27 protein-coding genes, 1 tRNA gene and 2 rRNA genes (1 of these 30 only partly in view) are annotated in these 26,750 nt (G+C 66.4%); 10 read left to right on the plus strand and 20 right to left on the minus strand.

All coding sequences use genetic code 11. From position 1 onward, the window contains the following. From RCO27_RS10500 to RCO27_RS10520, 5 genes are read right to left on the minus strand one after another with little or no spacing between them, the layout of a single operon-like run. Nucleotides 1-237 (minus strand): hypothetical protein, encoded by a 237-nt coding sequence (locus tag RCO27_RS10500; protein WP_309002630.1) that lies wholly within the window; start codon nt 235-237, stop codon nt 1-3. Next, a complete protein-coding gene (locus RCO27_RS10505) occupies nt 234-491 on the minus strand; it encodes a hypothetical protein (RefSeq protein WP_309002631.1) in 258 nt (85 codons plus the stop codon). The genes RCO27_RS10500 and RCO27_RS10505 overlap by 4 nt, the downstream gene beginning before the upstream one ends. After that, nucleotides 488-793, minus strand: a complete 306-nt coding sequence (locus RCO27_RS10510; RefSeq protein WP_309002632.1) for a hypothetical protein — start codon at nt 791-793, stop codon at nt 488-490. The genes RCO27_RS10505 and RCO27_RS10510 overlap by 4 nt, the downstream gene beginning before the upstream one ends. Before the next feature lie 2 nt (nt 794-795). Continuing rightward, nucleotides 796-975: a hypothetical protein gene (locus RCO27_RS10515; RefSeq protein ID WP_309002633.1), complete on the minus strand. Its 180-nt coding sequence runs from the start codon at nt 973-975 to the stop codon at nt 796-798. Between the two features lie 4 nt (nt 976-979). Next, a complete protein-coding gene (locus RCO27_RS10520) occupies nt 980-2,944 on the minus strand; it encodes a ribonucleoside-diphosphate reductase subunit alpha (RefSeq protein ID WP_309002634.1) in 1,965 nt (654 codons plus the stop codon). A 384-nt stretch (nt 2,945-3,328) separates the two neighbouring features. On the opposite strand from RCO27_RS10520, the gene RCO27_RS10525 reads away from it, so the two are divergent. Beyond that, the gene (locus RCO27_RS10525) at nt 3,329-4,108 is read left to right on the plus strand and encodes an energy transducer TonB (protein WP_309002635.1); all 780 of its coding nucleotides are present in this window, start codon (nt 3,329-3,331) and stop codon (nt 4,106-4,108) included. A 43-nt stretch (nt 4,109-4,151) separates the two neighbouring features. On the opposite strand, the gene RCO27_RS10530 is transcribed toward RCO27_RS10525, so the two are convergent. Beyond that, nucleotides 4,152-4,850 carry a glutathione S-transferase family protein gene (locus tag RCO27_RS10530; RefSeq protein WP_309002636.1) on the minus strand — a complete coding sequence of 233 codons (699 nt, stop codon included), beginning with the start codon at nt 4,848-4,850 and terminating at the stop codon, nt 4,152-4,154. Nucleotides 4,851-4,968: 118 nt separating this feature from the next. On the opposite strand from RCO27_RS10530, the gene RCO27_RS10535 reads away from it, so the two are divergent. Further along, on the plus strand, nt 4,969-5,247 hold the full coding sequence (locus RCO27_RS10535) for a helix-turn-helix domain-containing protein (protein ID WP_309002637.1): 279 nt from the start codon (nt 4,969-4,971) through the stop codon (nt 5,245-5,247). A gap of 30 nt (nt 5,248-5,277) precedes the next feature. Next, entirely contained in the window at nt 5,278-5,523 is a 246-nt protein-coding gene (locus RCO27_RS10540; RefSeq protein WP_309002638.1) for a DUF2171 domain-containing protein, read from the plus strand. A gap of 6 nt (nt 5,524-5,529) precedes the next feature. Here RCO27_RS10540 and RCO27_RS10545 read toward each other — a convergent pair whose 3' ends face one another. Further along, complete coding sequence (locus tag RCO27_RS10545; protein ID WP_309002639.1) at nt 5,530-6,582, minus strand: hypothetical protein; 1,053 nt, start codon at nt 6,580-6,582, stop codon at nt 5,530-5,532. Between the two features lie 366 nt (nt 6,583-6,948). Between RCO27_RS10545 and RCO27_RS10550 the strand changes: the two genes are divergently transcribed. Then, nucleotides 6,949-7,710, plus strand: a complete 762-nt coding sequence (locus RCO27_RS10550; RefSeq protein ID WP_309002640.1) for an isocitrate lyase/phosphoenolpyruvate mutase family protein — start codon at nt 6,949-6,951, stop codon at nt 7,708-7,710. Nucleotides 7,711-7,770: 60 nt separating this feature from the next. Here the strand turns inward: RCO27_RS10550 and RCO27_RS10555 are convergent, their stop codons facing one another. Further along, on the minus strand, nt 7,771-7,977 hold the full coding sequence (locus RCO27_RS10555; RefSeq protein WP_309002641.1) for a hypothetical protein: 207 nt from the start codon (nt 7,975-7,977) through the stop codon (nt 7,771-7,773). A gap of 73 nt (nt 7,978-8,050) precedes the next feature. Here RCO27_RS10555 and RCO27_RS10560 point away from each other — a divergent pair, with 73 nt between their 5' ends. Then, nucleotides 8,051-9,334 carry an adenylate/guanylate cyclase domain-containing protein gene (locus tag RCO27_RS10560; RefSeq protein ID WP_309002642.1) on the plus strand — a complete coding sequence of 428 codons (1,284 nt, stop codon included), beginning with the start codon at nt 8,051-8,053 and terminating at the stop codon, nt 9,332-9,334. Here RCO27_RS10560 and RCO27_RS10565 read toward each other — a convergent pair. From RCO27_RS10565 to RCO27_RS10575, 3 genes are all read right to left on the minus strand, one after another. Next, nucleotides 9,300-10,544, minus strand: a complete 1,245-nt coding sequence (locus RCO27_RS10565; protein WP_309002643.1) for an ABC transporter permease — start codon at nt 10,542-10,544, stop codon at nt 9,300-9,302. The two genes, RCO27_RS10560 and RCO27_RS10565, sit on opposite strands and share 35 nt — an antisense overlap. Next, a complete protein-coding gene (locus tag RCO27_RS10570) occupies nt 10,541-11,488 on the minus strand; it encodes an ATP-binding cassette domain-containing protein (protein ID WP_309002644.1) in 948 nt (315 codons plus the stop codon). The genes RCO27_RS10565 and RCO27_RS10570 overlap by 4 nt, the downstream gene beginning before the upstream one ends. A 97-nt stretch (nt 11,489-11,585) precedes the next feature. Beyond that, nucleotides 11,586-11,969, minus strand: a complete 384-nt coding sequence (locus RCO27_RS10575; RefSeq protein WP_309002645.1) for a hypothetical protein — start codon at nt 11,967-11,969, stop codon at nt 11,586-11,588. Nucleotides 11,970-12,099: 130 nt separating this feature from the next. Here RCO27_RS10575 and RCO27_RS10580 point away from each other — a divergent pair, with 130 nt between their 5' ends. After that, on the plus strand, nt 12,100-12,522 hold the full coding sequence (locus RCO27_RS10580; RefSeq protein ID WP_309002646.1) for a VOC family protein: 423 nt from the start codon (nt 12,100-12,102) through the stop codon (nt 12,520-12,522). Between the two features lies 1 nt (nt 12,523). Here the strand turns inward: RCO27_RS10580 and RCO27_RS10585 are convergent, their stop codons facing one another. Next, entirely contained in the window at nt 12,524-13,015 is a 492-nt protein-coding gene (locus tag RCO27_RS10585) for a flavin reductase family protein (protein ID WP_309002647.1), read from the minus strand. Then, a complete protein-coding gene (locus RCO27_RS10590; RefSeq protein WP_309002648.1) occupies nt 13,012-13,890 on the minus strand; it encodes an arginase family protein in 879 nt (292 codons plus the stop codon). Before RCO27_RS10590 ends, RCO27_RS10585 begins: the two co-directional genes overlap by 4 nt. Nucleotides 13,891-13,930: 40 nt before the next feature. On the opposite strand from RCO27_RS10590, the gene hutI reads away from it, so the two are divergent. After that, entirely contained in the window at nt 13,931-15,142 is a 1,212-nt protein-coding gene (gene hutI, locus RCO27_RS10595; protein WP_374990376.1) for an imidazolonepropionase, read from the plus strand. A gap of 3 nt (nt 15,143-15,145) precedes the next feature. Here the strand turns inward: hutI and RCO27_RS10600 are convergent, their stop codons facing one another. Further along, complete coding sequence (locus tag RCO27_RS10600; RefSeq protein WP_309002649.1) at nt 15,146-15,844, minus strand: UTRA domain-containing protein; 699 nt, start codon at nt 15,842-15,844, stop codon at nt 15,146-15,148. Nucleotides 15,845-15,921: 77 nt separating this feature from the next. Between RCO27_RS10600 and hutU the strand changes: the two genes are divergently transcribed. Further along, nucleotides 15,922-17,580: a urocanate hydratase gene (hutU, locus tag RCO27_RS10605; protein ID WP_309002650.1), complete on the plus strand. Its 1,659-nt coding sequence runs from the start codon at nt 15,922-15,924 to the stop codon at nt 17,578-17,580. Further along, nucleotides 17,577-19,085, plus strand: a complete 1,509-nt coding sequence (gene hutH / locus RCO27_RS10610) for a histidine ammonia-lyase (protein ID WP_309002651.1) — start codon at nt 17,577-17,579, stop codon at nt 19,083-19,085. Before hutU ends, hutH begins: the two co-directional genes overlap by 4 nt. Here hutH and RCO27_RS10615 read toward each other — a convergent pair. From RCO27_RS10615 to RCO27_RS10625, 3 genes are all read right to left on the minus strand, one after another. After that, nucleotides 19,082-19,735: a Yip1 family protein gene (locus tag RCO27_RS10615; RefSeq protein WP_309002652.1), complete on the minus strand. Its 654-nt coding sequence runs from the start codon at nt 19,733-19,735 to the stop codon at nt 19,082-19,084. The two genes, hutH and RCO27_RS10615, sit on opposite strands and share 4 nt — an antisense overlap. Before the next feature lie 124 nt (nt 19,736-19,859). Continuing rightward, a complete protein-coding gene (locus RCO27_RS10620; RefSeq protein ID WP_309002653.1) occupies nt 19,860-20,597 on the minus strand; it encodes a response regulator in 738 nt (245 codons plus the stop codon). Then, nucleotides 20,594-21,865, minus strand: coding sequence for a sensor histidine kinase (locus RCO27_RS10625; protein WP_309002654.1), 1,272 nt, complete (start codon nt 21,863-21,865; stop codon nt 20,594-20,596). The genes RCO27_RS10620 and RCO27_RS10625 overlap by 4 nt, the downstream gene beginning before the upstream one ends. Between RCO27_RS10625 and RCO27_RS10630 the strand changes: the two genes are divergently transcribed. After that, the gene (locus RCO27_RS10630; RefSeq protein ID WP_309002655.1) at nt 21,822-23,744 is read left to right on the plus strand and encodes a TonB-dependent receptor; all 1,923 of its coding nucleotides are present in this window, start codon (nt 21,822-21,824) and stop codon (nt 23,742-23,744) included. The two genes, RCO27_RS10625 and RCO27_RS10630, sit on opposite strands and share 44 nt — an antisense overlap. 301 nt (nt 23,745-24,045) lie before the next feature. Here RCO27_RS10630 and RCO27_RS10635 read toward each other — a convergent pair. From RCO27_RS10635 to RCO27_RS10645, 3 genes are all read right to left on the minus strand, one after another. Then, nucleotides 24,046-24,122 (minus strand) — tRNA-Met (locus RCO27_RS10635). 93 nt (nt 24,123-24,215) lie between these two features. Beyond that, a 5S ribosomal RNA gene (gene rrf / locus RCO27_RS10640) occupies nt 24,216-24,330 on the minus strand. Nucleotides 24,331-24,426: 96 nt separating this feature from the next. Next, nucleotides 24,427-26,750: ribosomal RNA gene (locus RCO27_RS10645) — 23S ribosomal RNA — on the minus strand (it continues 470 nt past the right edge of the window).

A 26,750-nucleotide genomic window follows, 5' to 3' on the forward strand; every position in this document is an offset into this window, starting at 1 on the left:
CTATCCTTTGGAGACAATTCGAATGATGCCGAATGGCAGGAGAAACAGGGTGATGAGGGCAAGTGCGACGAAGGGCAGGGCATAAGGGCTCAACATCACCGAAAGGACGAGATTCTTGAATCCGGCCCAGCCGCCGGCAGCCACGAGGCTGATCAGAAACGTGATCGCCCAGGATGCGAGCAAGATACCGCACCAGCGGGCCAGATGCAGTTGCAGGCGGGTGACGCTGGCCGTCATCGCCCGCTCCCGTGAATGTCGATTGTCTCGATCCCCGCGACCGGGCCGAACAGGCCGAAGGCGAGGCTGACGAGCATCATGAAGGGGAGGATGGCGGTGGCGATCAGGATCTGGCCGGTGACGCGGTAGGGGAGGGCGACGCCGCGCGCGCGGGCGGGATCGGGCGCGCCCGGGCGGCGCAGCAGCATCAGGCCGACGCTGAGCTCGGTGACGGCGAGCAGCACGGCGACCGCGACGAGGAGCCAGCCGCTCATCGCTCGCGCACCCTGACGACGCGGTCGCGGTAGACGACATGGCTCTTGCGGGCGCCGACGCCGAACACGGCGATGCCGAGGAAATAGCCGAAATCGTACCAGCCTCCGTCATTGGGCACGGCGTAAATCGCGACATCGTCCATGAAGAGCGACAGCACCCAGGCGACCGGGAAGATGAAGCCGTGCCAGAGGCCGTGGAGGAAGCCGGGCGCCGCGGGCGCGACCGCGCTCGACGCCTGGGTCGCGCAGGCGGCGAGGAACGCGACGGCGGCGAGCGCGAGCGAGGTGCGCAGGCGGATCATGCCTAGAGCTCCACCAGGCCGAGGCCGGTCACCAGGAAGAAGCCGCCGCCCAGCAAAGCGAGCGCGGCGGCCTGGCGGCGCTGGTTGAAGCCGCGCGTGCCGTGGCTGACGAGGAGCATGCCGATCCCGAGCAGCACGAACAGGATGCCGATGGCGACGCGCAGGGGATCGGCGACGGTCATGGCTTTACTGGCAGGCCAAGCATTCGTCGTAGTCGGTCGACTGGAGCTGGATCTCCTTGAGGTCGGGCGTGTTGTCCGCCTCGACGCCGCCCGCGAAGCCGGCGCGCTGGACCGACTTGGAGCGCAGGTAATAGAGCGATTTCAGGCCGAGCTCCCAGGCGCGGTAGTGGAGCATCAGCAGGTCCCACTTGTCGACGTCGGCCGGGATGAAGAGATTCAGCGAGGTCGCCTGGTCGATATAGGGCGTGCGGTCCGCCGCCAGCTCGATCAGCCAGCGCTGGTCGATCTCGAAGCTCGTCTTGAACGTGTCCTTCTCGTCCTGGCTCAGGAAATCGAGGTGCTGGACGCTGCCGCCCCGCTCGAGGATCGAGTTCCACACCGTCTCGCTGTTCTTGGACTTCTCCTTCAAGAGCGCCTCGAGATGCGGGTTGCGGATCGAGAAGGAGCCCGAGAGCGTCTTGTGGGTGTAGATGTTGGCCGGGATCGGCTCGATGCAGGCCGAGGTGCCGCCGGCGATGATCGAGATCGACGCGGTCGGCGCGATCGCCATCTTGCAGCTGAAGCGCTCCATCACGCCCTGATCGGCGGCGTCCGGGCACGGCCCGCGCTCGGTGGCGAGCAGCATCGAGGCCTCGTCGACCTGGGCGCGGATGTGCTTGAAGATCCTGAGGTTCCACGACTTCGCCATGGCGCCCTCGAAGGGCAGGCCGCGGGCCTGCAGGAAGGAGTGGAAGCCCATCACGCCGAGGCCGACGCTGCGCTCACGCGCCGCGCTGTATTTGGCGCGGGCCATCTCCTCGGGCGCGCGGTCGATATAGTCGGTCAGCACGTTGTCGAGGAAGCGCATCACGTCCTCGATGAAGACCTTGTCGCCGTTCCACTCGTCCCAGGTTTCGAGATTGAGCGACGAGAGGCAGCAGACCGCAGTGCGGTCGACGCCGTGCTGGTCGCGGCCGGTGGGCAGGGTGATCTCGCTGCACAGGTTCGAGGTCGAGACCTTGAGGCCGACGTCGCGCTGATGCTTGGGCATCGAGCGGTTCACCTGATCGATGAAGATGATGTAGGGCTCGCCGGTCGCGAGGCGGGTCTCGACCAGCTTCTGGAAGAGGGCGCGGGCATCGACGGTGGCGCGGGCCGAGCCGTCCTTGGGCGATTGCAGCGTCCATTCGGCGCCGTCGCGCACCGCCTCCATGAAGGCGTCGGAGATGAGCACGCCGTGATGGAGGTTCAGCGCCTTGCGGTTGAAGTCGCCCGAAGGTTTGCGGATCTCCAGGAACTCCTCGATCTCCGGGTGGGAGATGTCGAGATAGCAGGCGGCCGAGCCGCGGCGCAGCGAACCCTGGCTGATTGCGAGCGTGAGCGAATCCATCACGCGGACGAACGGGATAATGCCGCTGGTCTTGCCGTTGAGGCCGACCGCCTCGCCGATGCCGCGGACATTGCCCCAATAGGTGCCGATGCCGCCGCCGCGCGCGGCCAGCCAGACATTCTCGTTCCAGGTGCCGACGATGCCTTCGAGGCTGTCGGAGACCGAGTTCAGGTAGCAGGAGATGGGCAGGCCCCGGCCGGTGCCGCCGTTCGACAATACGGGCGTCGCCGGCATGAACCAGAGCTTCGAAATATAGTCGTAGAGCCGCTGGGCGTGGGCGGCATCGTCGGCATAGGCCGAGGCGACGCGCACGAACAGGTCCTGATAGGATTCGCCCGGAAGGAGGTAGCGGTCGCGCAGCGTGTCCTTGCCGAAGTCGGTGAGCAGCGAATCGCGGCCACGGTCGACCTCGACCTCGTAGAGGATCGGCTGCACCGATTTCGAATCGGCCTCGGCGGCCCCTTCGGACCCGCTCAGGACAGGTTTCGAAGCCGTCTTCGCCCCCTCGCCTTTGCTCGGGACAGGCTTCTTCGGCGGTGCCATGGTGGCGGTGTCGGTCACGTCGCTCGCGCTCACGTCGTTGCTGCCGGACAGATCCATCACTCTACCTCTTGTTCTCAAAACGTTCCAGTGGGCGTTACGCCCCATCCTAGGCGCTTGATATAGGGATCGGAGGCCGAAATTGCGCCTATCCCCGATATCCACAGGGACGCGACGGTCCTGTCGGCAGAATTTTCTCTGCCGAGGACGCTCCCACAACCTCTTGCGGCTCCCCCTACGAAGCGCCACTAGCCATTGTGCCTGAACTGGACTCGCACGCAAGAGGGTAAATTCGAATTCACCTTCAATTTCTTCGCCAATGGCGGTTTCGCAGAGCTTGTTACGGAAGTGAATCAATCGACTACGAAATAGCCTCAAAGCGACCTTCAGGCGCTTGCGGTGGGCGCGATAGTCCGTCAAATCTGCGTCGAAGAGGGGGGATCAATGAAAGCCGCGATCCTGTTGCTGGCGATCATCGCCGCCCAGACCGCGCCGACGCCGGCCCCAGAAGAGGGGGCCCGATGGCAAGTCGACTGGGGTCAGCAAATGTGCTCGCTCGTGCGCACCCGACCCGGCGCGACGCCGATCGATTTCGCGATCCAGATCGTCCCCGGCTCCGGGTCTGCGGACCTCATCCTGGGTCGCCGCGATGACACCGAAAGATCGCGGATCGCCAGTCCCGTCGTCATTGCGCTGGCACCCAACGACATGCGGTTTGAGACCGAAATGGTTTTCACCCGGGGGTCGTATACGACCTTCCGAGGCCTGAAGCCGGATTTCCTGAACAGGTTCGCTGCGGCGCGGGAAATCCAGGTCCTTCAAAATGGCGGGATTCGTGCATCGATTCCCGTCCCCTCGACCGAAGGCGTGATTGCTGCCGTGGGTCAGTGTCTCGACAGCGTCCAAGCTCAATGGGGGATCGACGCGGCACGCCTCGCCACGCTTCGGCAATGGCCTGAACTTGACCGGCCCTGGGTTCATGCCGACGACTACCCGACAAGCGCATTGAGGGCGAACGTATCCGGCCAAACGATCCTGCGCCTGACGATCGATGCCGAAGGACGCATCACAGGCTGCACGACCATTGCCACGAGCGGCAACGAGGCGCTGGATCGCGCCTCCTGCGCCAACGTCTCGCAGGGGAGGTTCCGGCCCGCGTTGGACCAGAACGGCGCGCCCATCGCGGTCGAGATCGCGATGCCCATACGCTGGACCGTCCACTAGGGAACGGGCCGCCACGGAAAGCATCCCGCGACGGCCCCGATCGTCAGGCCGCGCGCTTCACCTCGCCGAGTGCGAGGTGGCCGCGGAACGCGCCGCTGCCGGTGGGCTCCTCACCCGCTTCGATCGCATGGGCGAAGGCGGCGGCGGGCTCGCGCTGGAGCCGGTCGTAGAGGGCGGCGACGCCGGGCCAGGCGGCGCGGTCGATGGCCTTGTGGAAGTCGTTCCAGCGCGCGATGCCGGCGAAATAGGCGTCGGCGATCGACATCCTCTCCCCCATCAGCCAGTCGCGGCCGCCGAGGAGCGCCTCCAGCTTGGCATGGGCATCGGCGACCAGCTTGCGGCCCATCGCATGGAGCGGCGCCTTCTCCGCCTCGTCGTCGAGATGCTCCAGCGCGAACCAATAGGGACCGAAGGCGGCGAAGAAGCCGGTGTTGAGGAAGCCGAGCAGGCGGTTGAGGCGGTCGAATTCGGCCGTGCCCTGGCGGAAGCCCAGGCCCTTGTCGATGCCCCGGGCGGCGATGTGGTTGAGGATGGCGACGCCCTCGGTCAGGACATTGCCCCCGGCGTCGATCAGAGCCGGCGTCTCGCCGGCGGGATTCACGCCAAGGAATTCCGGCACCTGGGTGCCTTCCGGTATCTCGATCCGGACGAGCCGGTAGGGCTCGCCGAGCATTTCCAGCGCGACGATCGATCCGAACGAACAGCCTTCCGGAATTCCGTAGAACAGGACGGGCTCCATCATCTTTTCCTTTCATTCTGGCGTGGGAGCCCCGAACTAAGTGGCTCGAAACGCGTCGCAAGAACGGAGAAATCTGTGCCTCGCGCACATTTTTGTGACGCTTGGAAAGGATGGGAAGGCGATGAAGACGCGTGTGTCCGACTGCCCGATCGAGGGCGCGATGGTGCTGTTGAGCGGCCGCTGGCGCGCGCTCATCCTCTATTATCTGGGTCAGGGGCCGATGCGCTTCAACGAACTGATGCGCGCCCTCGACGGCATCTCGCAGCGCATGCTGACCCGCGACCTGCGCGAGCTCGAGGCGGCCGGGGTGATCGACCGTGCGGTCTTTCCCGAAGTGCCACCGCGTGTTGCCTACAGCCTGACGGGCGCTGGCGCTGGCGTTGTGACGATGCGGGTCTAAGGGACGTTCAATCCGGCAAGGAGACGAGTGATGGGCATCGACGCGGTGAAGGAAGGCATGGAGGTGATCGGCGCGGACGGCGTGCATGTCGGCACCGTCGACCGGATCGAGGGCGACCGGATCAAGCTCACCAGGAAGGACAGCGGCGAGGGCCGCCACGAGGGCCATCACCACTATCTCTCGGAGGGCCTGATCGCCGGGGTCGAGGGCGACACGGTGCGGCTTTCGGCCAATGCCGACGTCGCCGTGCAGTTCGAGGAAGAGAAGGACGGCTGAGCGCGATCAGCCGAAGGCGCTGGCGCTCCTGTCGCCGATCGCGACCGCGTCCCACTCCGGCAGGGTCGCCTCCGCCCAGGCGAGGGCGGCGTCGAAATGGCGGCCGTTGCCGTGCTCGACCGCGTCGTTCACGCCGTCCTGCTGCTCGGGCAGGAAATCGCGGCCGGCGATCTTGGCGTTGCGATGGGCGCTGCGCACGATCCCGTCGGCAATCTCGTTCGCGGTGAGCCCGAGCGCGAGCGCCGTGTTGGCGGCCTGCGCGGCTTCGAACGGCGCGCCGACAATGTCCTCGTAGCTCAGCATGTGGCCGGCGTCCCAGCCGCCCGCTGCCATGACCCCCCGGAAATCGCGGAGCTGGATGTGGAGCGCCAGCAATGCGATCCGCGCGCCCTTCTCGAGCGGATCGCCGACCGCCACGGCCGCGGCAAGCTGCGCCCCGTCGGAATCCCGCGCCTTCGCGAGGTGCTGGGCGGCGTGGATGGTGAAGGCGAGCCGCTCGCGATTGCCGCGGAAAACCGCCCGCAGGAAGGCGCGCGGTGCGATGCCGACGAAGAGAGGGCGGATCATCGCCGGCGATGCGGTGAGCTCGCGCAGCAGGTTGTTCGCCCAGTTCGACGGCTTGACCAGCACGGCCTCGCGCGGCCGCCAGCGCGCCCGTAGCGCCGCGCGCGCAAAATCCGCGAGCGGGCCGACCGCGTCGCTGCCGCGCGGGGCATGTTTCGCCTTCCAGTCGGCGAGGGTCACGAGGCAGTGGGGCTCGCGCAGCGCGAAGACCTTGCCGGGCTGCTCCAGCATCCGGGTCAGCAGGGTCGAGCCGCAGAAGGAGACGTGGAAGATATAGCGGTCCGGCGCGCTCGGCCGCGCAAGCGGCGTGGCGAGCGCCTGATCGACGCCGACGTCGATCGGATCCCCGATCGCGATCGGCGCCCGGCCGTCGAGGAAATTGGCCCGCTCGAGCAGGTTGCGTGCGACGGGCAGGAACCTCAGCCGCCCGCCGGCCACATCCATTTCGTGGAGGAGCCGTGCCGGCGCATCCAGCAGCTCTTCGACAGTCGGCACGGCTTGAACTCCAACATGGCGCCTCCGGGACCTGCGATCGGACGATCCACCCCGATGACGGCCAAACTGTTCCACGAAACGTTACAGACCTCGATCGGCACTTCGTTCGGGGGGCGCGACAAGTGCAATGATCGAAATTGCGAATTCTTAACGCATCTGGAGGCCGGATGCGATGGAGCGACCTGCCGATGCCGACCAGTGTTCCGGGCGCAGGCGCCCGGAGACTGCCGCCGGCAGGAATATTGCCTCGCCGCTCCGATCCGCCGCTTGACCGCAAGAAACGGAACGTCCAGCGCCCGGGCCATGGGTATCGGCCGGTCACCCCCGCCTCAGGGGTGATCGTCCAGCCGCAAGCAGGAGAAAGTGATGCCGTCGCAATCCGAGAAAGCCGCCTTGTTCGCCGCGCTCCACCGGCCGGGCGATCCGGTCATCCTCTACAATATCTGGGATGCGGGCAGCGCCCGCGCGGTCGCGGAAGCGGGCGCCAGGGCGCTGGCGACGGGAAGCGCCTCGGTCGCCGCGGCGAACGGCTTTGCGGATGGCGAGGGGCTGCCGATGGCGGCCGCGCTCGACAATGCGGCGCGGATCGTGGCGGCGGTCGAGCTGCCGGTCACGGTCGATTTCGAAGGCGGCTATGCGCTCGCGCCGGAGGGGGTGGCGGCCAATTTGAAGCGGCTGGCGGAGACGGGCGCGATCGGCTGCAATTTCGAGGACCAGGTCGTCGGCGGCGAAGGACTCCACATGATCCCCGACCAGGTCGCCCGCATTCGGGCGGCGCGCGAGGCCGTCGGCGCCGATTTCTTCATCAACGCACGCACCGACATCTTCCTCCAGGCCAAGCCCGACACGCATGACGATGCCAAGGTCGACCAGGCGATCGCCCGGGTCGATGCCTATGCCGATGCGGGAGCGAGCGGCTTCTTCGTGCCGGGCCTCGCCAATCTCGCCTTGCTGGAGCGGGTGTGCGCCGCCTCGCCGATACCGGTCAATTTCATGGCCTTCCCGGGCGCGCCTTCGGCGGCCGAGGTCGCGGGCGTCGGGGTGGCGCGGATCAGCCACGGCCCCTTCCCGCACATGGATGCGATGAAGGTGCTGACCGCGGCCGCGCGGGAGATTTACGCCGGTTAGAGACTCTGCCTTGCCGCGATTTTCGAGCCGTCCCTGAGCCGAGGCGGCTCGGGAATCGCTCTATTCGGCCGGCTCGAAGGCGGCGATCAGCCGGTCCATCCGTTCGATGATCTGGCGCTGCCGGTTGGCACGCTTGGCGGTCACGTCGCGCATCGGCGCGTCGCCCTCGGCCTCGTAGATGAGAAGCCCGTCTTCCTCGATCTGCCGGAGAATCCCGATCGCGCGGTCGCGCTCGTCCTGGATCAGGGCCACCACATCCCGAGTCATGACGCGACCATAGCCGAGAATCGCCGCGGAGGCGAACATGGACTTGGGCCAGCGCGCACCCTAGTCTTGGCATATGGGCGCGCTCATGCCTCGCTTCGCCGATCCGGGGACGGAACGCGCCTTCGTCGAGGGGGAGCGGTCGGGCCGGGGCCGGGCGATCCGGGCGCTGATCCTCGTCGGGATCGCCACCCTCCTCTCCTATATCGTCCTCAACCCGATGCATTTCCCGCGCGAGGGCGTGATCGCCTATACCGGCGGCGCCACCCTGCTGATGGCCCTCCTCGCCGGCTTCTTCGCGCTGACCCGGACACGCTTCTACCTGGAGAACAGCTGGACCGACGTCCCGGCCTTCCTGCTGCTCGCCGCCGGCATCGCGGCGCTCACCGCCGCGCTCAACGGGCAGGCGACGGTCACCGGCTTTCCGCCGCACGCCATGGCGCTGGTCCAGATGGGCATCCTCATCGTGTTCGCCAGCGTCCTCTTCGCCGGCACGTTCCGGCTGTTCCTGCTCTCCGCCTTCCTGCTGGCGGCGGGCTTCGCCGGCTGGCTGACGCTTCATACCGACGCGCCGGGCATCGCGCGGATCTACACGCTCACCAACTTCTCGACCTTCTTCATCTTCGCGCTCTACTTCAACTGGGACATCGAGCGGCGCGCCCGCGAGGTGTTCGCCGCCAACCGGGCGCTCGAGGCGGAGCGGGCGAAGACCGAGGAGCTGCTCTACAACGTCCTGCCGCAGGAGGTCGCGGCGCGGCTGCGCGCCGGCGAGGCGGTCGCGGATTCCTTCTCCGACGTGACCGTGGTGTTCGTCGATCTGGTCGACTTCTCGTCGCTCGCCAAGCGGCTGTCGCCGGGCCATCTCGTCCAGCTCCTCAACGCCTGCTTCTCCGAGGCCGACCGCTGCGCCGAGCGGCACGGGCTCGAGAAGGTGAAGACGATCGGCGACGCCTATCTCGCCGTCGCCGGCGGCATGGCCTCGCGCCCGGCCGGCGCTGGCGACGCGATCGCCTTCGCCCGCGATCTCGTCGCGGCGCTGCGCGGCCTCGCCGAGGAGAGCGGGATCGACCTCAGGGCACGGGTCGGCGCGCATACCGGCCCGGTGGTGGGCGGCGTGATCGGCAGCCGCCGGCTCGCTTATGATTATTGGGGCGACACGATGAACGTCGCCAGCCGCCTGCAGGGCGCCGCGCCGCCCGGCGGCATCGCGGTCTCCGAGGCGACCTACTTCCAGACCAAGGCGCTGCTCGCCTACCGCGCCGAAACGCACGTGCTGAAAGGCATCGGCGAGGTCGCGACCTATGTCGCCGACCTTGGTGAGGCCGCTAGCGCGACCCCGCGCGCCAGAAATCCAGGCTGAAGAACGCGCCGCCCGGCGCGGATTTGAGCACGGTCCTGCGGAACAGGCGGGCGGAGGCGCGGATGATGACCACCACCCAGATCGCCTGCCAGACCAAAGCTAGCAGATGCGGCCAGAGGCTCTCGTACCGGGCGGCCTGGGCGATCATCGCCAGCGGCGAGCTGAACGGGAAGATCGCGGCGAACCAGGCCAGCGCCCCGCCATCGTCGCCGACCGCCGCCACGGCGATCATGACGACGACCACCTGCAGCAGCGTGACCGGCATGGAGATGGTCTGAATCTCGCGGATGTTGCTCGCTTGCGCACCGATGCCGAGGAACAGCGCGCCGAGCAGCATGTAGTTGGTGCCGTAGTAGAAGAGCACGAGCAGGATGAAGGCCGGCCAGCCGACCGCCGGCGCGACCTGCGGCAGCGTCACCCAGTCCTGCACCATCTGCACGAAAACATAGGCCAGGACACCCAAGCCGCCCCAGAGCGCGAGGCCAACGAAGGAGATGCCGAGCATGGCGGCGAGTTTGCCGAGGAACACCGAGTCGAGCGGCACGGCGGCCGCCAGCACCTCGATCACCTTGTTCGACTTCTCCTCCGCCATGTTCGAAAGAAGAAGGGTCGCCAGCAAGACCGTGATGCCGAAGATCATCATCTGCACCGCGCGCGCAATGAGGCGGCGCGTCATCTGGAGATTGCCCGCCGATTGATCGATCATCACCCGTTCGATTGCCACCGGCGGGGGCGTTTGATGCGATGCTTCGAGCGCGGCCGTCCGGCGGGCCTCGTCGACGAGAAGTTGCATGCGGCGGCCCACAGTCTCGTCCACCTTCGCCGGACCCGTCAGCACGGGACGGTCGAGCGTCCCCGAAAACACCGCGGAATATCCTTCGGCGCCGTCGGCAAGCAGTCGACCGGCCTGGACGGCGAGGTTCTCGGCGGGATCGACCGGCCGCAGGATCGGGAACGACCATTCCGAGGTGCCCGTCACGAGCCTTGTCCGTGCCTCCCCAAGCGCGCGGGTGGTGGCACCGTCCGCGATCACGGCAACCTGCGGCCGGAGCGATTCCCCTTCCCGTGCGTCGATCAATTGGCCGGAGATCAACGCAACGGCGAACACGACCAATGGTGCGAGCAGGAACAGGATGAAACTGCGCGACCAGACGGTGGCGACGAAATCGCGCCGCGCGATCACCCAGGCGGCCTCGAAGATGCCGGTCATGCCGCCTCTCCGAGCGGATCGGTGTCATCATCCATCCCGCGGGCCGCGTCTTCGCCGGCAATGGCGACGAACGCATCATGAAGGCCCGGGCGCTCGATCGACAACTCCTCGACCCCGGCACCGCCGTCGATCAGCGCCTTGAGCAGCGGCTCGACCCCGCCTTTGGGGAGGTCGAAATCCCAGACCCCGTCGCGAAGCTGCGCGTCCGCCGGCAGCGCTCCTCGCCATGGCCCGTCGGCGGTGCGCGTGCGCAGCCGCACCTGCGGCGCCAGCCGGTCGCGAGCCTCGGCCACCAGCCCTTCGAAGCGGATCTGCCCGCCGGCGATGATCGCCACGCGCTCGCAGAGGCGCTCGGCATGATGGATGACATGGGTGGAGAAGATGACCGTCGTGCCGGCCGCCGCCTCGTCGCGGATCAGATGCTCGAGCCGCCCCTGATTGATCGCGTCGAGGCCGGAAAAGGGCTCGTCGAGCACCACCAGCTTCGGCTTGTGGACGATCGTCCCGAACAGCTGGATGGTCTGCGCCATGCCCTTGCTGAGGCTCTTGACCGGCTTGTCGACATAGTCGCCGAGGCCGTTGTCGCCGAGCAGGATGTCGGCGCGCTTGCGCCCGACCTCGAGCGGCAGGCCGCGCAGCGCGCCCATGAAGGCGATCGCCTCGCGCGTCGTCATCGCCGGATAGAGGCCGCGCTCCTCGGGCAGATAGCCGACCATCTTCGCCGCTTCGAGCGGCCGTTCGTGGCCGAGCAGGGTGCGGGTGCCCTGGTCCGGCTCGATGATGCCGAGCAGCATCCGGAGCGTCGTCGTCTTGCCGGCGCCGTTGGGGCCGAGGATGCCGTAGATGCTGCCGGTCGGGACCGCGATGTCGATGCCGCGCACCGCCGGCTTGCCGTCGAACGACTTGAGCAGACCCCGCGCCTCGATGGCTAATTCTGCGGCCAAACGTCCCTGTCCTTCCCCCTTGGACAAGTAAAAGCGTAAAGCTTAGAAAGTGTTGAAAGGCAACATGCTGTTGCCGCAAATGCCGGAAACAGGAAAACTAACGCGCTTGAGTGCGCTGATTCAATGCGGCGACGCAGGACGACCGGTCCATTTCCCGTCCGTCCGGCAGACGCGCGTCGACATGGGTGACGACAGGCTCGCCGCGCCCGCCGCGCGGCGGATAGAGATAGGCGTCGAGCACGCAGGCCGGCCCCAGGAACTGGAGCTTGCGCGCCGGCCCCTCGGTGAGATCGAGATCGGGCTGGCCGAACTGCGCGACCAGAGACCGGAAGGTCTGCCCCAGCACCGATTCGAGACCGGTCGGGCTGTAGGGGCGGGGCGGCGGCGCCGCGGTCGTCGGGCCCGGCGCCTGGACCGCCGGCGGGGCGCAGGCCGCAAGCGCACTGCCTGCGATCATCAAGGCTGCCAGTCCCGTCCGCATTCATCCCTCCCCGGAAATCCCGTAGGAATCACGTAACGCGCGCGGCGGCAAGGCGATGCACCCCGCTCGACCCACGATCCGTCGCAAGCCCGTACTCCCCGAGCGCTCCATACCGCGCTAGAAGATGCCCATGACCGCATTGCCGCCCTTCCACCTTGCCTTTCCGGTGCACGATCTCGACGCGGCGCGCGCCTTCTATGGCGGGCTGCTCGGCTGTCCCGAGGGCCGCAGTGCGGCGGAATGGATCGATTTCGATTTCTTCGGCCACCAGATCGTCGCCCATCTCGATCCCGCCGGGCCGCCGCGCCGGGCGCACAATCCGGTCGACGGCCATGACGTGCCGGTGCCGCATTTCGGCGCGGTGCTGCCGATGGCCGACTGGCGTGCGCTGGCCGACCGCCTGGCCGGCGCGGTCGATTTCGTGATCGAACCGACGGTCCGCTTCGAAGGCCTGCCGGGCGAGCAGGCGACGATGTTCTTCCTCGACCCGTCCGGCAATGCGCTGGAGATCAAGGCGATGGCGGATCCCGCCCGTTTGTTTGCCAGGCAGTAGGTCAGTCGCCGACCCGGCCGTAGCGGCCATCGAGATAGACCAGCGGATCGACGCCGTCGCGCGTCCATACCTCCTCGACCACGCCGATGAAGATCGAGTGCGTGCCGAAGCGGTGATGATCGATGCGACGGCACAGGATCGAGGCCTGCGCGTCGATGAGCCGCGGCGGGCGCACGCAGTCATTCTCCCAGCCGTCGGCGAAACGTTCGGCATGGAAGCGCCGGTCGGCGAAGATGCGCGCGATCGCCTCCTGATCGCGATGCAGGACGTTCACGCCGAAATGGGTCACCACGTCCATCGAGGGATGCACGGCCGCCGCCTGGTTGATGCAGACCAGCAGGCTCGGCGGGTCCATCGAGATCGGCGAGACGGCCGTCGCGGTGATGCCCATCGCCTCGCCCTCGACGCACAGGCTGATCACGTTCACCGTCGAGGCGACGCGCCGCATCGCGAGGCGGAAGGCGTCGGTGAGGGCGGCGTCCGTCTCGATCATCCGCGCCTCGCATGGCCGGCCAGAATCTCGCACACCCAGCGCGCCGCGGTGAGACCGCTCAAATCGCTGGCGTCGAGGCTCGGGTCGAACTCGGTGAGATCGACGGCGCGGACCCGCTCCTCCTCGGCGAGGCGGCGGGCGGCGCGGAAGAAGTCCCAGACCGGCAGGCCGCCGGGGCGGGCGCCCGACGCGCCGGGGAACTGGCCGCGGTCGATCACATCGATGTCGAAATCGACGAGGATCGCCTCGACATGGGAGAGACGCTCCAGGGCGTCGTCGATCGCGGCCTCGATCCCTTCGGCAAGGACGTAGTCGAGATCGAACATGCCGATGCCGGCGGCGAGCGCGTCCTCGTGCATTTTCCGGGTGTTGGCGAACGGCGCGAGGCCGATCTGGCAGATGTTGGCGCCGGGCAGGCCGTCCTCGAGCAGGCAGCGCACCGGATTGCCGTTGCGCGGGCCGTCATCGGTCTCGCGCATGTCGAAATGGGCGTCGAGCGTGATCAGGCCGACGGCATCGAGCGGCACGCCGAGGGCGTGCGCGGCGGGGCGAGTCACCGCGTTGTTGCCGCCGATGAGGAGGGTGAGCTCATGGCTTGCCGTGCAGGCGGCCACGGCATCGCGAATCGGCGCGAAGCCGTCGGCGGGCATCAGCCCCTGGACCGCGACGTCGCCGGCATCGTGGACCGGCAGCTCCAGCTCCAGTGATTCGACCAGATCGTAGGTGCTGAGCCGCTTCAGCGCCTTGCGCACCGCACCGGGCGCGAGGTCGCAGCGCCCGGGCGTCACGGACCCCGCTTCCATCGGCGCGCCCAGCAGGGCCACCGGCGCGGTCTCGTCGGAGGTCAGAAGATCGGCGATCGATGTCCAGCTCATGGCTTTGCCTTACACGCGCTCGGCCCTAGAAGGCGAGGCCATGTGGGACCGGCTGCTGATCGACTGCAACATCGCGACCATGGACCCGGCGGTGGCCGGGCCGTTCGGGGCGATCGAGAATGGCGCGATCGGCATTCAGGACGGGCGAATCGTCCGGGTCGGCAAGCGGACCGAACTCGCCGGCCATCAGGCGAAGTCGGTCGAACGCCTGCACGGCGCCTGGGTGACGCCCGGCCTCATCGACTGCCACACCCATCTCGTCTTCGGCGGCAACCGGGCGCATGAGTTCGAGCAGCGGCTCGAAGGCGCAAGCTATGAGGAGATCGCGGCGGCGGGCGGCGGCATCGTCTCGACCGTGCGGGCGACGCGCACGGCCTCGGCGGAGGCGCTGGCGGAGGTGGCGCTGCCGCGGCTCCGGGCGCTCATGCAGGGCGGCGTCACCACCATCGAGATCAAGTCCGGCTACGGCCTTGACGTCGAGACCGAGCTCAAGATGCTGCAGGCCGCAAAGGCGCTGGGCGCCTCAGAGCGCGTCCGGATCGAGACCACCTTGCTCGCCCTCCATGCCCTGCCGCCCGAATTCCGGGAGAATCGCGACGAATTCGTCGCGCTGGCGACCGGGGGCCTGCTGCCCGCCGCCGCGTCACGCGGACTGGCGACCGCGGTCGATGCCTTTTGCGAGGGGATCGGCTTCACGCCGGACGAGGTCGAGGCGCTGTTCCAGGCGGCACGGGAGCACGGCCTCAAGATCAAGCTGCACGCCGAACAGCTCAGCAACCTCCACGGCGCGGCGCTCGCCGCCCGCTACGGCGCGCTCTCGGCCGACCATCTCGAACATCTCGACGAGGCCGGCGCGATCGCCATGGCCGAAGCGGGGATGGTCGCGGTGCTGCTGCCCGGCGCCTTCTACGCGCTCAAGGAGACGAAGAAGCCACCGGTCGACCTGCTGCGCCGGCACAATGTGCCGATGGCCGTGGCGACCGATTCCAACCCCGGCACGTCGCCGGTCCTGTCGCCGACACTGATGCTGTCCATGGCCTGCACCCTGTTCGGCCTGACACCGGAGGAAGCGCTGGCGGGGATGACGGTGCACGGCGCGAAGGCGCTCGGGCTGGAGGACGAGATCGGCACGGTAAGCGCGGGGAAGGCGGCGGACCTCTGCGTCTGGCGGATCGGCCGGCCGGCGGAGCTCGCCTACTGGATCGGGCTGCCCGGGCCGGAGCTGCGGATCGTCGCCGGCGCGAACGCCTGAGGCTCAGGCGCCGGGGGTGAACTCCGCCATCAGGTGGTAGCGCCCGCCGGGGAACAGCTGCCGCACATAAGTCACCGGGGCGCCGGACTGCCACGTCCAGCGTCGCACCTCCAGACAAGCGCCGCTCGTGGGCATGTCGAGTGCAGCGGCTTCTTCGGGCGTCGGGTTCGCCGCGCCAATCTCGTGGCGCGCTTCGGTCCACGGCACCTGCTCCAGCAGCCAGGCGCCCGGCGACCGCTCCCCGAACGGCTGCGAAGCAGCCAACGGCACTGCCGACAAAGAGATCAGTCGCATCTCAAGAGCCAAAGGGACGCCATCCGCATGATGGACGCCATCGATCCTGAGGGCAGGAGATGGAATGTCCCCGGTTTCGAGATCGGACGCGCTGGCGCGACATTGTTCGATCAGTGTCCAGCGATAGGCTTCGCCGCGCGCGGCGATCAGCTTCTCGAGGTCCGGTACGGCAAGCACGGCGGACTGGACATGGGGATGCGCGACGAACGTGCCCGCCTTGCGCCGCCGCTCGACCAGGCCCGCTTTGGCCAATGCCTCGACAGCCTTGCTGACGGTCGCGCGCGCGCAGCCATAGGCGGCCACCAGCTCGTGCTCGAACGGGATGCGGTCGCCGGGGCGCAGCGCGCCCGACCGGATTCGGGCTTCGATGTCGCTGCGGATGCGCTGCTCGAGAGTCGTCTTGCTCACCGATATTATGTCTAGACATAAATGTGGGGATCGACAATGGTGCGTGCGTTGACGACTCTCTGTAGAAGGCCTTTCCTGTGACCCGCACGGACAACAGCCGCCATATCCAGGCCCCGACCGGTACCGAGATCAGTGCCCGGCATTGGACCACCGAAGCCGCGATGCGGATGCTGATGAACAATCTCGATCCCCGCGTCGCCGAGGCGCCGGAGGAGTTGGTCGTCTATGGCGGCATCGGCCGGGCGGCGCGCGACTGGGAGAGCTTCGATGCGATCGTCGAGACGCTGAAGCGGCTGGAGGACGACCAGACCCTGCTCGTCCAGTCGGGCAAGCCGGTCGGCGTCTTCCCGACCCACAAGGATGCGCCGCGCGTGCTCCTCGCCAATTCGAACCTGGTGCCGCATTGGGCGACCTGGGACCATTTCAACGAATTGGATCGCAAGGGGCTCATGATGTACGGCCAGATGACGGCCGGATCGTGGATCTACATCGGCACCCAGGGCATCGTTCAAGGCACCTACGAGACCTTCGTCGAGATGGGCCGGCAGCATTATGGCGGCGACCTCAAGGGGAAATGGATCCTGACCGCGGGCCTCGGCGGCATGGGCGGCGCCCAGCCGCTCGCCGCGGTGATGGCGGGCGCGCACTGCATTGCGATCGAATGTCAGGAGAGCCGGATCGCGAAGCGGCTGGAGACCCGCTATCTCGACAAGCGCGCGACCAGCATCGACGAGGCGCTGGAGATGATCCGCGCCGCGGACGAACCGATCTCCGTCGGCCTGCTCGGCAATGCGGCGGAAATCCTGCCGGAAATGGTGAAGCGCGGCATCCACCCCGATGCGCTGACCGACCAGACCTCGGCGCACGATCCGGTGAACGGCTATCTGCCGGTCGGCTGGACGGTCGAGAAATGGGTGGAGATGCGCGAGCGCGATCCCAGGACGGTGGAGCGCGAGGCGCGCGCCTCGATGGCGCAGCATGTCGAGGCGATGCTCGCCTACAAGGCGATGGGTGTGCCGACGTTCGACTATGGCAACAACATCCGCCAGGTCGCCAAGGACGAGGGCGTCGAGCATGCGTTCGATTTCCCCGGCTTCGTGCCGGCCTATGTCCGCCCGCTCTTCTGCCGTGGTGTCGGGCCGTTCCGCTGGTGCGCGCTCTCGGGCGATCCGGAGGACATCTACAGGACCGACGCCAAGGTGAAGGAGTTGATCCCGGACGATCCGCACCTCCACCGCTGGCTCGACATGGCACGCGAGCGGATCGCCTTCCAGGGGCTGCCGGCACGCATCTGCTGGGTCGGCCTCGGCCAGCGGCACCGGCTCGGCCTCGCTTTCAACGAGATGGTGGCGTCGGGCGAGCTCAAGGCGCCAATCGTGATCGGCCGCGATCATCTGGACTCGGGCTCGGTCGCCAGCCCCAATCGCGAGACCGAGGCGATGCGGGATGGTTCGGACGCGGTGTCGGATTGGCCGCTGCTCAATGCCCTGCTCAACACCGCCTCGGGCGCGACGTGGGTGTCGCTCCATCATGGCGGCGGCGTCGGCATGGGCTATTCGCAGCATTCGGGCATGGTGATCGTTGCCGACGGCAGCGAGGACGCCGCGCGGCGCCTCGGCCGGGTGCTGTGGAACGACCCCGGCACCGGCGTCATGCGCCATGCCGATGCGGGCTATGACATCGCGATCGACTGCGCCCGCGAACAGGGCCTCGATCTGCCGATGGTCGGCCGGTGAGCGCGCTCGTCCCGGGCGCGGTGACGCTGGCTGAGCTGCGCGACATCTGGGCGGGCGGCCCGGTGGCGCTCGGCGCCGACGCCTGGACGGCGATCGAGGCGTCGGCGGCGGCCGTCGGCCGGATCGTCGAAAGCGGACGCACCGTCTACGGCATCAACACCGGCTTCGGCCTGCTCGCCAGCACCCGCATCCCGGCCGACCGGCTGGAAGAGCTGCAGCGCAACCTGATCCTGTCGCATAGCGCCGGCCTCGGCGACCCGCTGAACCCAAGCATCGTACGGTTGATGATGGCGCTCAAGGCGATCGGCCTCGCCCGGGGCCATAGCGGCGTGCGGCGAATCGTCGTCGAGAGATTGCTGACGCTGATCGAAGCTGACGCGCTACCGGTCGTGCCGAGCCAGGGCTCGGTCGGCGCTTCGGGCGACCTTGCTCCGCTGGCGCACATGAGTGCCGCGCTGATCGGCGAAGGCGAGATTGCGCATGGCGGGCAACGCCTGCCCGCTGCGGAAGCACTGACCCGGCTCGGGCTGGAGCCACTGGTGCTGGGTCCCAAGGAGGGGCTGGCGCTGATCAACGGCACCCAGGCCTCGACCGCGATCGCCCTCGACGTGCTGTTCACGGCGGAGCGGGTGTTCGCCTCCGCCCTCGTCACCGGCGCGCTCGCGACCGACGCGCTCAAGGGCACCGACGTGCCCTTCGATCCGCGCATCCATGAAGCGCGCGGCCAGCCCGGCCAGATCACGGTCGCGGCGGTGCTGCGCCGGCTGCTCGAGGGCAGCGCGATCCGGCACAGCCACGAAGGCTGCGACCGGGTGCAGGACCCGTACAGCTTCCGCTGCCAGCCGCAGGTGATGGGCGCGGTGCTCGATCTTCTCCGCAATGCCGCGCGCACGCTCGAGATCGAGGCCAATGCGGTCAGCGACAATCCGCTGCTGTTCGGCGAGGATGCGCTCTCCGGCGGCAATTTCCATGCCCAGCCGGTCGCCTTCGCCGGCGACATCCTGGCGATGGCGCTGTGCGAGATCGGTTCGATCGCCGAGCGGCGGCTGGCCGTGCTGATCGATCCCAAGATGAGCGGCCTGCCGCCGTTCCTGATCCCCGACAGCGGGGTCAATTCGGGCTTCATGATCGCGCAGGTCACCGCGGCTGCCCTGGTGTCGGAGAACAAGAGCCTCGCCTTCCCGGCGAGCGTCGACACGGTGCCGACCTCGGCGGGGCAGGAGGATCATGTCTCGATGGCGACGCACGGCGCGCTCAAGGCGCGGCGGATCGCACATAATGCGGCGGGTGTGATCGGGGTGGAGCTGCTGGCGGCGACGCAGGGCGTCGATTTCCACAAGCCGCTCGCGACATCGCCGGCACTGCAGCCGGCGGTCGACACGCTGCGCGCGGTCGTTCCGTTCCACGCGGCCGACCGCTATCTCGCGAACGATATGGAATGGGCGAAGCGGGCGGTGCTGGACGGCGCCGTCTCGGGCGCCGTCCAGGCCGAACTGTTCGACTAGGGCAGCTGGACCGATCCGCCGCCCATCAGCCCGCCAAGCGGGAAGAAGCTCGCGACCAGCGCGCCGACGATGAACGACACGACCACCCACAGCACGATCGCGACGAGGATCACGACCACCGTATAGCCGACCGCCTTGTCTTGCGGCGCCTTCATCAGCACCGGCAGGCCGAGATAGAGCAGATAGAGGCTGTAGAGGCCGACGAGGGCGAGGATGCCGAGCATCGGGATGATCCCGAAGACGCCGGCGAGCCAGGCGGCAGTCCAGGAATAGGCCGCGACCTTGAACGCCTTGAGCTGGTCCTTGGTGCCGCCGAAATTGGGCGCCAGCGCATCGATGATCAGCGCCAGCAGATAGATGCTGATCAGCGACATCACATAGCTCAGCACCGCGAAGGTGATCGAATAGCCGATCGGCGGCTTGTAGGTGATGCCGAGCGCCGAGAAGCCGAACACCTGCTGCCCGACCAGCGAGGCGATCGGGCCGATCGCAGCGAGGATCATGACGTAGCCCGTGTAGATGCCCTGGATCGACGCCGGTTCGGCATCGATGCGGGGCCATTCGGTCTTGGGCGAGACGATGATGTTCTTGGCGCGCTCGACCAGCGAGGCGGGCGCGGTGGGCAGAGGATTGCTGGGTCCGTCGGTCATTAGGCCCTCCCTGTTGATGGGCCGGAATGAAGCACGTTCGGCCGTAAATCACAAGCGAGGGAAAGCCGCAAAATGCAGCGCCTCCGAGACGCCAGAAACGGAAAAGCCCGCCGATCTTCGGGAACTAGGCGGGGGACGGCGCCGCGATCAGGCGCGATTGCAGCGCCTGCCTGTAGCGCCGGCTCAAACGGAGCCGGATGCCGCTGCGCAAGACGACCGCATAGTCCCCCGAACTTTGCAGCTCGAGCCCGCTGACGCGCGCGAGGTTCACGATGGTCGAGCGGTGGATGCGGATGAAGCTGTCGCCGACGTCCCGTTCGAGCTCCGCCATCGTGCGGCGGATCAGATGCGCCTCCTGCCCGACGTGCAGGCACGCATAATAGCTCGCAGCCTCCACCCAATCCACGTCCGAGACATCGATGAAAAGCAGTCGACGCGGTGCCTTCACGACAAGCCTGCGCGGTGCCTGCTGGTGCGATGCGTAGCGGGCGATCTTCTCCTTGGCGCGGGCCAGCACCCTCGTGAAGCGTGCGTCGTCGAACGGCTTCAGCAGATAATCGAGCGCGCCGGCCTCGAAGGCGCGCAGCGCATATTCGTCGTGGGCGGTGACGAAGATGATCGTCTGCGGACCATCGGTACCCAGCAGTTCCAGGACATCGAAGCCGTCGCACTCCGGCATCTGCACGTCGAGAAACAGCAGATCCGGCTTGCGGCGCCGGATGGCCGCGACGGCCTCCGCGCCCGAGGCGCATTCCTCGATCGAGCCGATGTCGGGATCGCCCTGCAGCAGGACGACGAGATTGCGCCGGGCGAGAGGCTCGTCGTCGACGACGAGGACGCTGATCGGCACGGGCGGCGTCATGCAGTCTCCGATAGGGGCAAGGTCACGACCACTTCGGCGCCGCCGTCCACATTCCTGACGTCAAGATCGGCGGCGTCACCGTACATGATCCGGAGCCGCGTGCGCAGATTGGCGAGGCCGACGCCGGCGCTGTTCGACTCCCAGCCTGCCGCAAAGGCCGGGCCGTCATTGTAGACGCTGAGCGACAGAACCGCGCCCTGTCTCGCCGCCGTGATGCGAATCTCGCCGCCCGCCACTCGCTCCGTCAGGCCATGTTTGATGGCGTTTTCCACGAGCGGCTGAAGCAGCAGGCTCGGGACCCGAGCATCCATCAGCGTCTCCGGAACATCCTCGTCATACCCGAGGCGTTCGCCGAAGCGGACCTTCTGGATGTCGATGTAGCGCTGAAGATATTCGATTTCCTCCGCGAGCGTCACCTCCGGCTTGTGATTCTGGGACGTGCGGCGAAGGATTTCGCTGAGGCCGACGATCATGTTGACGGCCGCCGCCTTGCGATCGTCGCGCACCAGCCCGGCGATCGAATTGAGCGTGTTGAACATGAAATGCGGCTCCATCTGGCGGAGCAGCGCCGCGAGCTGGGCTTTCGAAAGCTCTTCGCCGAGCTGCGCGGCCTCGGTCGCCTTGCGCGCCACCTTGTCCCGCGAGTCCACCAGGTAGGTGATGGCGAGGATCAGCGCGTAGGCGAACACGCAGATCAGCCCGTGAAAGATGAGCGTTGCGCTGAGCGTGTCCCAGAAGGTCGGCGCCTGGCGATGGGCCCAGGGATTGAACAGCATGTGGAGCGCCGCGGACCACCCTTCCGCGATCAGGGTGATGAACAGGAACGCCATGAGATGCGCCCCGATCCCACGCGCCGTCGGCGCGGGAACGATGGGGTGACGCTGCGCCAGCTCGATGACGAAGGGCGTAGCCAGCGCCCAGGGCAGCCAGCCCGCCAGTTCGGTCAGGAAGAGCACCACTTCCCCGCCACGCCCGCCAATGGCGTGTTGGATGAGGATGGATTGGGTAGCCTCGAACAGTGCGGCGGCGAACCAGAAGAGGGCGATCCATCGCCAGCTGATCGGCGCGGGAGGGGCGGCAGCGTGGGTCATGCCGCCGATCCTAGCCCAACTCGCGGAAAACGCCGCATCGATGCAGCGAATCGCCAGCTGGCTGCAGCGAGCTGCCTTCGCCCTCGGGGCCGACACCCTTAGGTTTGGCGCTCCACGGTAAGAGGAAGCATTCATGATCCGCATTGCGTCCCTGACCCGCTTCGGCGGGATCGCCATGACGTGTGCCACCGCCGTGCCGGCCGCCGCGCAGGACAATGCGGTCAGGAATGCCGCCGACGCGTTTGGCGAGCGTGCCGGGATCGAGCAATCGGGTCTCTACACCGAGAGTCAGGTCCGTGGCTTCGACCTCAATGACAGCGGCGCCTATCGCATCGACGAGGCCTATTTCAGTCGCGGTGGTGCGTTGGACGACTCAGTGCTGTCCGGTGTGAGCGTGCGCGTCGGCGTGAACGCCGCCCGCCTCCCTTATCCGGCGCCCTCGGGCGTCGTGAACTACCGGCTGCGCGAGGCCGGACCGGCGAACGAGTTGCGGCTGGGTGCGGGCCTGCGCGATTTCGGCACGCGCGTGCTTCAGGGCGACGTCTCGCTGCGCGACGGGGCGCTCAGCCTCGCCGGTGGCTTCGTCTGGAGCCCCGACCGGCAATATGCGCAGGGCTATAACGGCTCGAGCCTCACCGCGGGTGCCGTCATAGGCTGGACCGTCGCGCCCGGTCACCGGCTGCGAGGGTTCGCGTCGGTCAACGATCGCCAATATGACGGCGACTATTATGTGATCCCGAACGCAGCGGCGATGCCGCCGAACCCGAGGATACTGCACCAATATTCGCCGGATTGGGCGCGGACTGCGGCCACGACCACCAATCTCGGCCTCCTCTACCGCGGCGAGCTCCACGGTTTCACCATCGACGCTTCGGCCTTTCGCTCGATCTGGGTCCTCGACAACGGGGACAACACGCTGATCTCGTCGGACGCACAGGGGAACGCGACCGCCACCACGCTTCGGACCCCGCAGCGCAGATGGAAGGACTCGGACACCGGTGAAATCCGGCTCGGACGCGCGTTCGAGACGGGCGATTTCGGGAACCAGATCACGCTGGCCCTGCGCGGCCGGCACACCGTCACCGAGCTCGCCTCCGCCCTCGCCACCCCGCTGGGCGCGTTCGACCTCGAGACCGGCGATCCGCCGGATGTGCCCGAACGCCCATGGTCCGGCACGCGCGGCGAGGACGTGGTCAGGCAATATACGATCTCGGCGGGCTATGGCCTCACCTGGCGCGACCGGGTGCAGCTGCGCTTCGGCGTGCACCGGACGCGCTACGACAAGGCGGTGCAATCGACGTCCGGCGTGACCAGCGAGCGCATCAGCAACACGACCGACTACAATATCTCCGCCGTCGTCAACCTGACCAGCCGGTTCGCGCTGTTCGGGAGCTGGGTGACCGGGCTGGAGGAAACCGGGTCGGCGCCCGCGTCCGCGACCAACCGCGAGGAGGTCCTTCCGCCGGTCGAGGCAGAGCAGTTCGAGTTGGGCGCGCGCTACGCGATCACGCCGCGACTGACCCTGATCGGCGCGCTGTTCCAGGTCTCCAAGCCGACCCCGGGGTTCCGCAGCGACGGATCGTTCGGGCTGGTCGGCGAGGTACGCCACCGAGGCTTCGAGACCTCGATCGCGGGACAGGTCGATGATGCGACGCGGGTCGTCGCCGGCCTGGTCGTGTTCGATTCGGATGTGACCGGGCCGCTCGTGGATGCCGGCATCGTCGGGGGGAGCGCGGCGGGCATCTCGCAGTTCGTGGTCAACGCCAATATCGAACGGCGGCTTTCGGACGACTTGTCGGTGGACGCGGGCTTCAGCCATCTCGGCGAACGCTGGGCCAATACCGTGAACAGCTTCAAGGCGCCGGCGGTGACGACGCTCAACCTCGGCGCGCGCGGGCGCTTCAGGCTGGCCGGCCGGCCGGCCGAGCTGCGCGTGCTCGCGTCGAACATCACCGGCACCGAAGGCTATCTGGTCGCGCCCTCCGGTTTGCTCACGCCCGTCTCGCCGCGCACGGTGCGGGCGATCCTGACCCTCAGTTTCGGGCCGGGCCGATAGCTCTTACGGGACGATGCTGACCGGGCCGGCCTTCGCCGGGGCACGTGAAGTTCACAAGCTCGCTGCTCTCGCCAATGAATGTCGGTGGTTGCGAGGCAGGATTATTGGCGGCGTGGGCTGCTCCTGGCGTCGTACCGGCCCCAAACGCAAGAACCCCCGCCGAGGCGGGGGTCTTCGCTGGTCGCGGGGGCAGGAGTTGAACCTGCGACCTTCAGGTTATGAGCCTGACGAGGCGCAACCACCAAGGGCGATCCGGGGGATCGACCGACTGGTCGCGCGGGCTGCGGGTTGAATGGCTCGGTGGTTGCGGGGGCAGGATTTGAACCTGCGACCTTCAGGTTATGAGCCTGACGAGCTACCGGGCTGCTCCACCCCGCGCCAAGCCACCGAAAACTCGCGGAGCCGTGCTCGACGCGATCAAAAATCTACGACAAAGTGAATGGGTTCAATCCTGCATGCGCCGGCTGCAAAGCCTGGCGACGACCTACTCTTCCAACGCTTAAGCGGTAGTACCATCGGCGCTGTCCGGTTTCACGGCCGAGTTCGGGATGGGATCGGGTGGGTCACAGACGCTATGGTCACCAAGCTATGGAGCCGGCGCATGCGGGATCTAGAAATCGTGCAACTTTGATCTGCTGAGCCACATCGGCGACAGCCAAAACTGTCGTTGACGGTGTGAACTCTCAAGCGCGAATAGAGCAATTAGGACCGGTTAGCTCCACGGGTTACCCCGCTTCCACATCCGGCCTATCAACGTGGTGGTCTTCCACGGCTCTGAGATATCTTATCTTGAGGGAGGCTTCCCGCTTAGATGCTTTCAGCGGTTATCCCGTCCGTACATAGCTACCCTGCTGCGCTCTTGGCAGAACGACAGGTCCACCAGAGGTACGTTCAACCCGGTCCTCTCGTACTAGGGTCAACTCCTCTCAAATATCGACGCCCACGGCAGATAGGGACCAAACTGTCTCGCGACGTTCTGAACCCAGCTCACGTACCACTTTAATTGGCGAACAGCCAAACCCTTGGGACCTGCTCCAGCCCCAGGATGTGATGAGCCGACATCGAGGTGCCAAACAACCCCGTCGATATGAGCTCTTGGGGGTTATCAGCCTGTTATCCCCGGCGTACCTTTTATCCGTTGAGCGATGGCCCTTCCACGAGGGACCACCGGATCACTATGACCGACTTTCGTCTCTGCTCGACTTGTCAGTCTCGCAGTCAGGCGGGCTTATGCCATTGCACTCTAACAGACGGTTTCCAACCGTCCTGAGCCCACCATCGCGCGCCTCCGTTACTCTTTGGGAGGCGACCGCCCCAGTCAAACTACCCGCCACAGAGGGTCCCAGCACCGGATAACGGTGCGTGGTTAGACATCAGGAAGGAACAGGGTGGTATTTCACCAATGGCTCCACACCAGCTGGCGCCGATGTTTCAAAGCCTCCCACCTATCCTACACAGTTCATTCCTAATGCCACTCTGAAGCTGCAGTAAAGGTGCACGGGGTCTTTCCGTCTAACCGCGGGTACTCCGCATCTTCACGGAGAATTCAATTTCGCTGAGCATGTGCTGGAGACAGTGGGGAAGTCGTTACGCCATTCGTGCAGGTCGGAACTTACCCGACAAGGAATTTCGCTACCTTAGGACCGTTATAGTTACGGCCGCCGTTTACCTGGGCTTCATTTCGGAGCTTGCACCCCTCCACTTAACCTTCAGGCACCGGGCAGGCGTCAGACCCTATACGTCGTCTTGAAGCCGACTTAGCAGAGCCCTGTGTTTTTGCTAAACAGTCGCTACCCCCTGGCCTGTGCCCCCTCAAAGCGGTTGCCCGCTATGAGGGCCTCCTTCTTCCGAAGGTACGGAGGCAATTTGCCGAGTTCCTTCAGCACACTTCTCTCAAGCGCCTTGGTATACTCTACCATCCCACCTGTGTCGGTTTAGGGTACGGTCTATACGGAGGGGCTATTTCCTGGAACCTCTTCGAAGCCAGACCAATCCGATAAGGACTGACAACTTACGAGATCCGTCACACACCTCCAGGTGCTGGAATATTAACCAGCTTCCCATCGACTACCCCCTTCGGGCTCGTCTTAGGGGCCGACTCACCCTGCGCGGATTAGCCTTGCGCAGGAACCCTTGGGATTTCGGCGACAGAGCATCTCACTCTGTTTATCGCTACTCATGTCAGCATTCGCACTTCCGATACCTCCACCACCCATTGCCAGATGGCTTCATCGGCCTACGGAACGCTCCGCTACCGCTCAGTCTTGCGACTGAACCCTAAGCTTCGGCACGTATCTTGAGCCCCGTTACATCTTCGCCGCAGGACCTCTTGATTAGACCAGTGAGCTGTTACGCTTTCTTTAAAGGATGGCTGCTTCTAAGCCAACCTCCTGGTTGTTTTGGAAGTCCCACATGCTTTCCCACTTAGATACGATTTGGGGGCCTTAGCTGTAGGTTAGGGCTGTTTCCCTTTTGACGACGGACCTTAGCACCCGCCGTCTGTCTCCCGGATAGTACTCGATGGTATTCGGAGTTTGGTTAGGTTTGGTAGAACTCGCGTCCCCCTAGCCCATCCAGTGCTCTACCCCCATCGGTATTCGTCCGAGGCACTACCTCAATAGTTTTCGCGGAGAACCAGCTATTTCCCGGCTTGATTGGCCTTTCACCCCTAAACACAACTCATCCGGTAACTTTTCAACGTTAATCGGTTCGGACCTCCAGTGCGTGTTACCGCACCTTCATCCTGGTCATGCCTAGATCGCCGGGTTTCGGGTCTAATGCATCAAACTCAGTCGCCCTATTCAGACTCGCTTTCGCTGCGCCTACACCTATCGGCTTAAGCTTGCTTGATACATTAAGTCACTGACCCATTATGCAAGAGGTACGCGGTCACTCCTCAAGGGAGCTCCCACTGCTTGTAGGCAATCCGTTTCAGGTACTGTTTCACTCCCCTCATCGGGGTGCTTTTCACCTTTCCCTCACGGTACTAGTTCACTATCGGTCATG

The organism is Sphingosinicella sp. LHD-64, from assembly GCF_031157375.1.
Taxonomy (GTDB): domain Bacteria; phylum Pseudomonadota; class Alphaproteobacteria; order Sphingomonadales; family Sphingomonadaceae; genus Allosphingosinicella.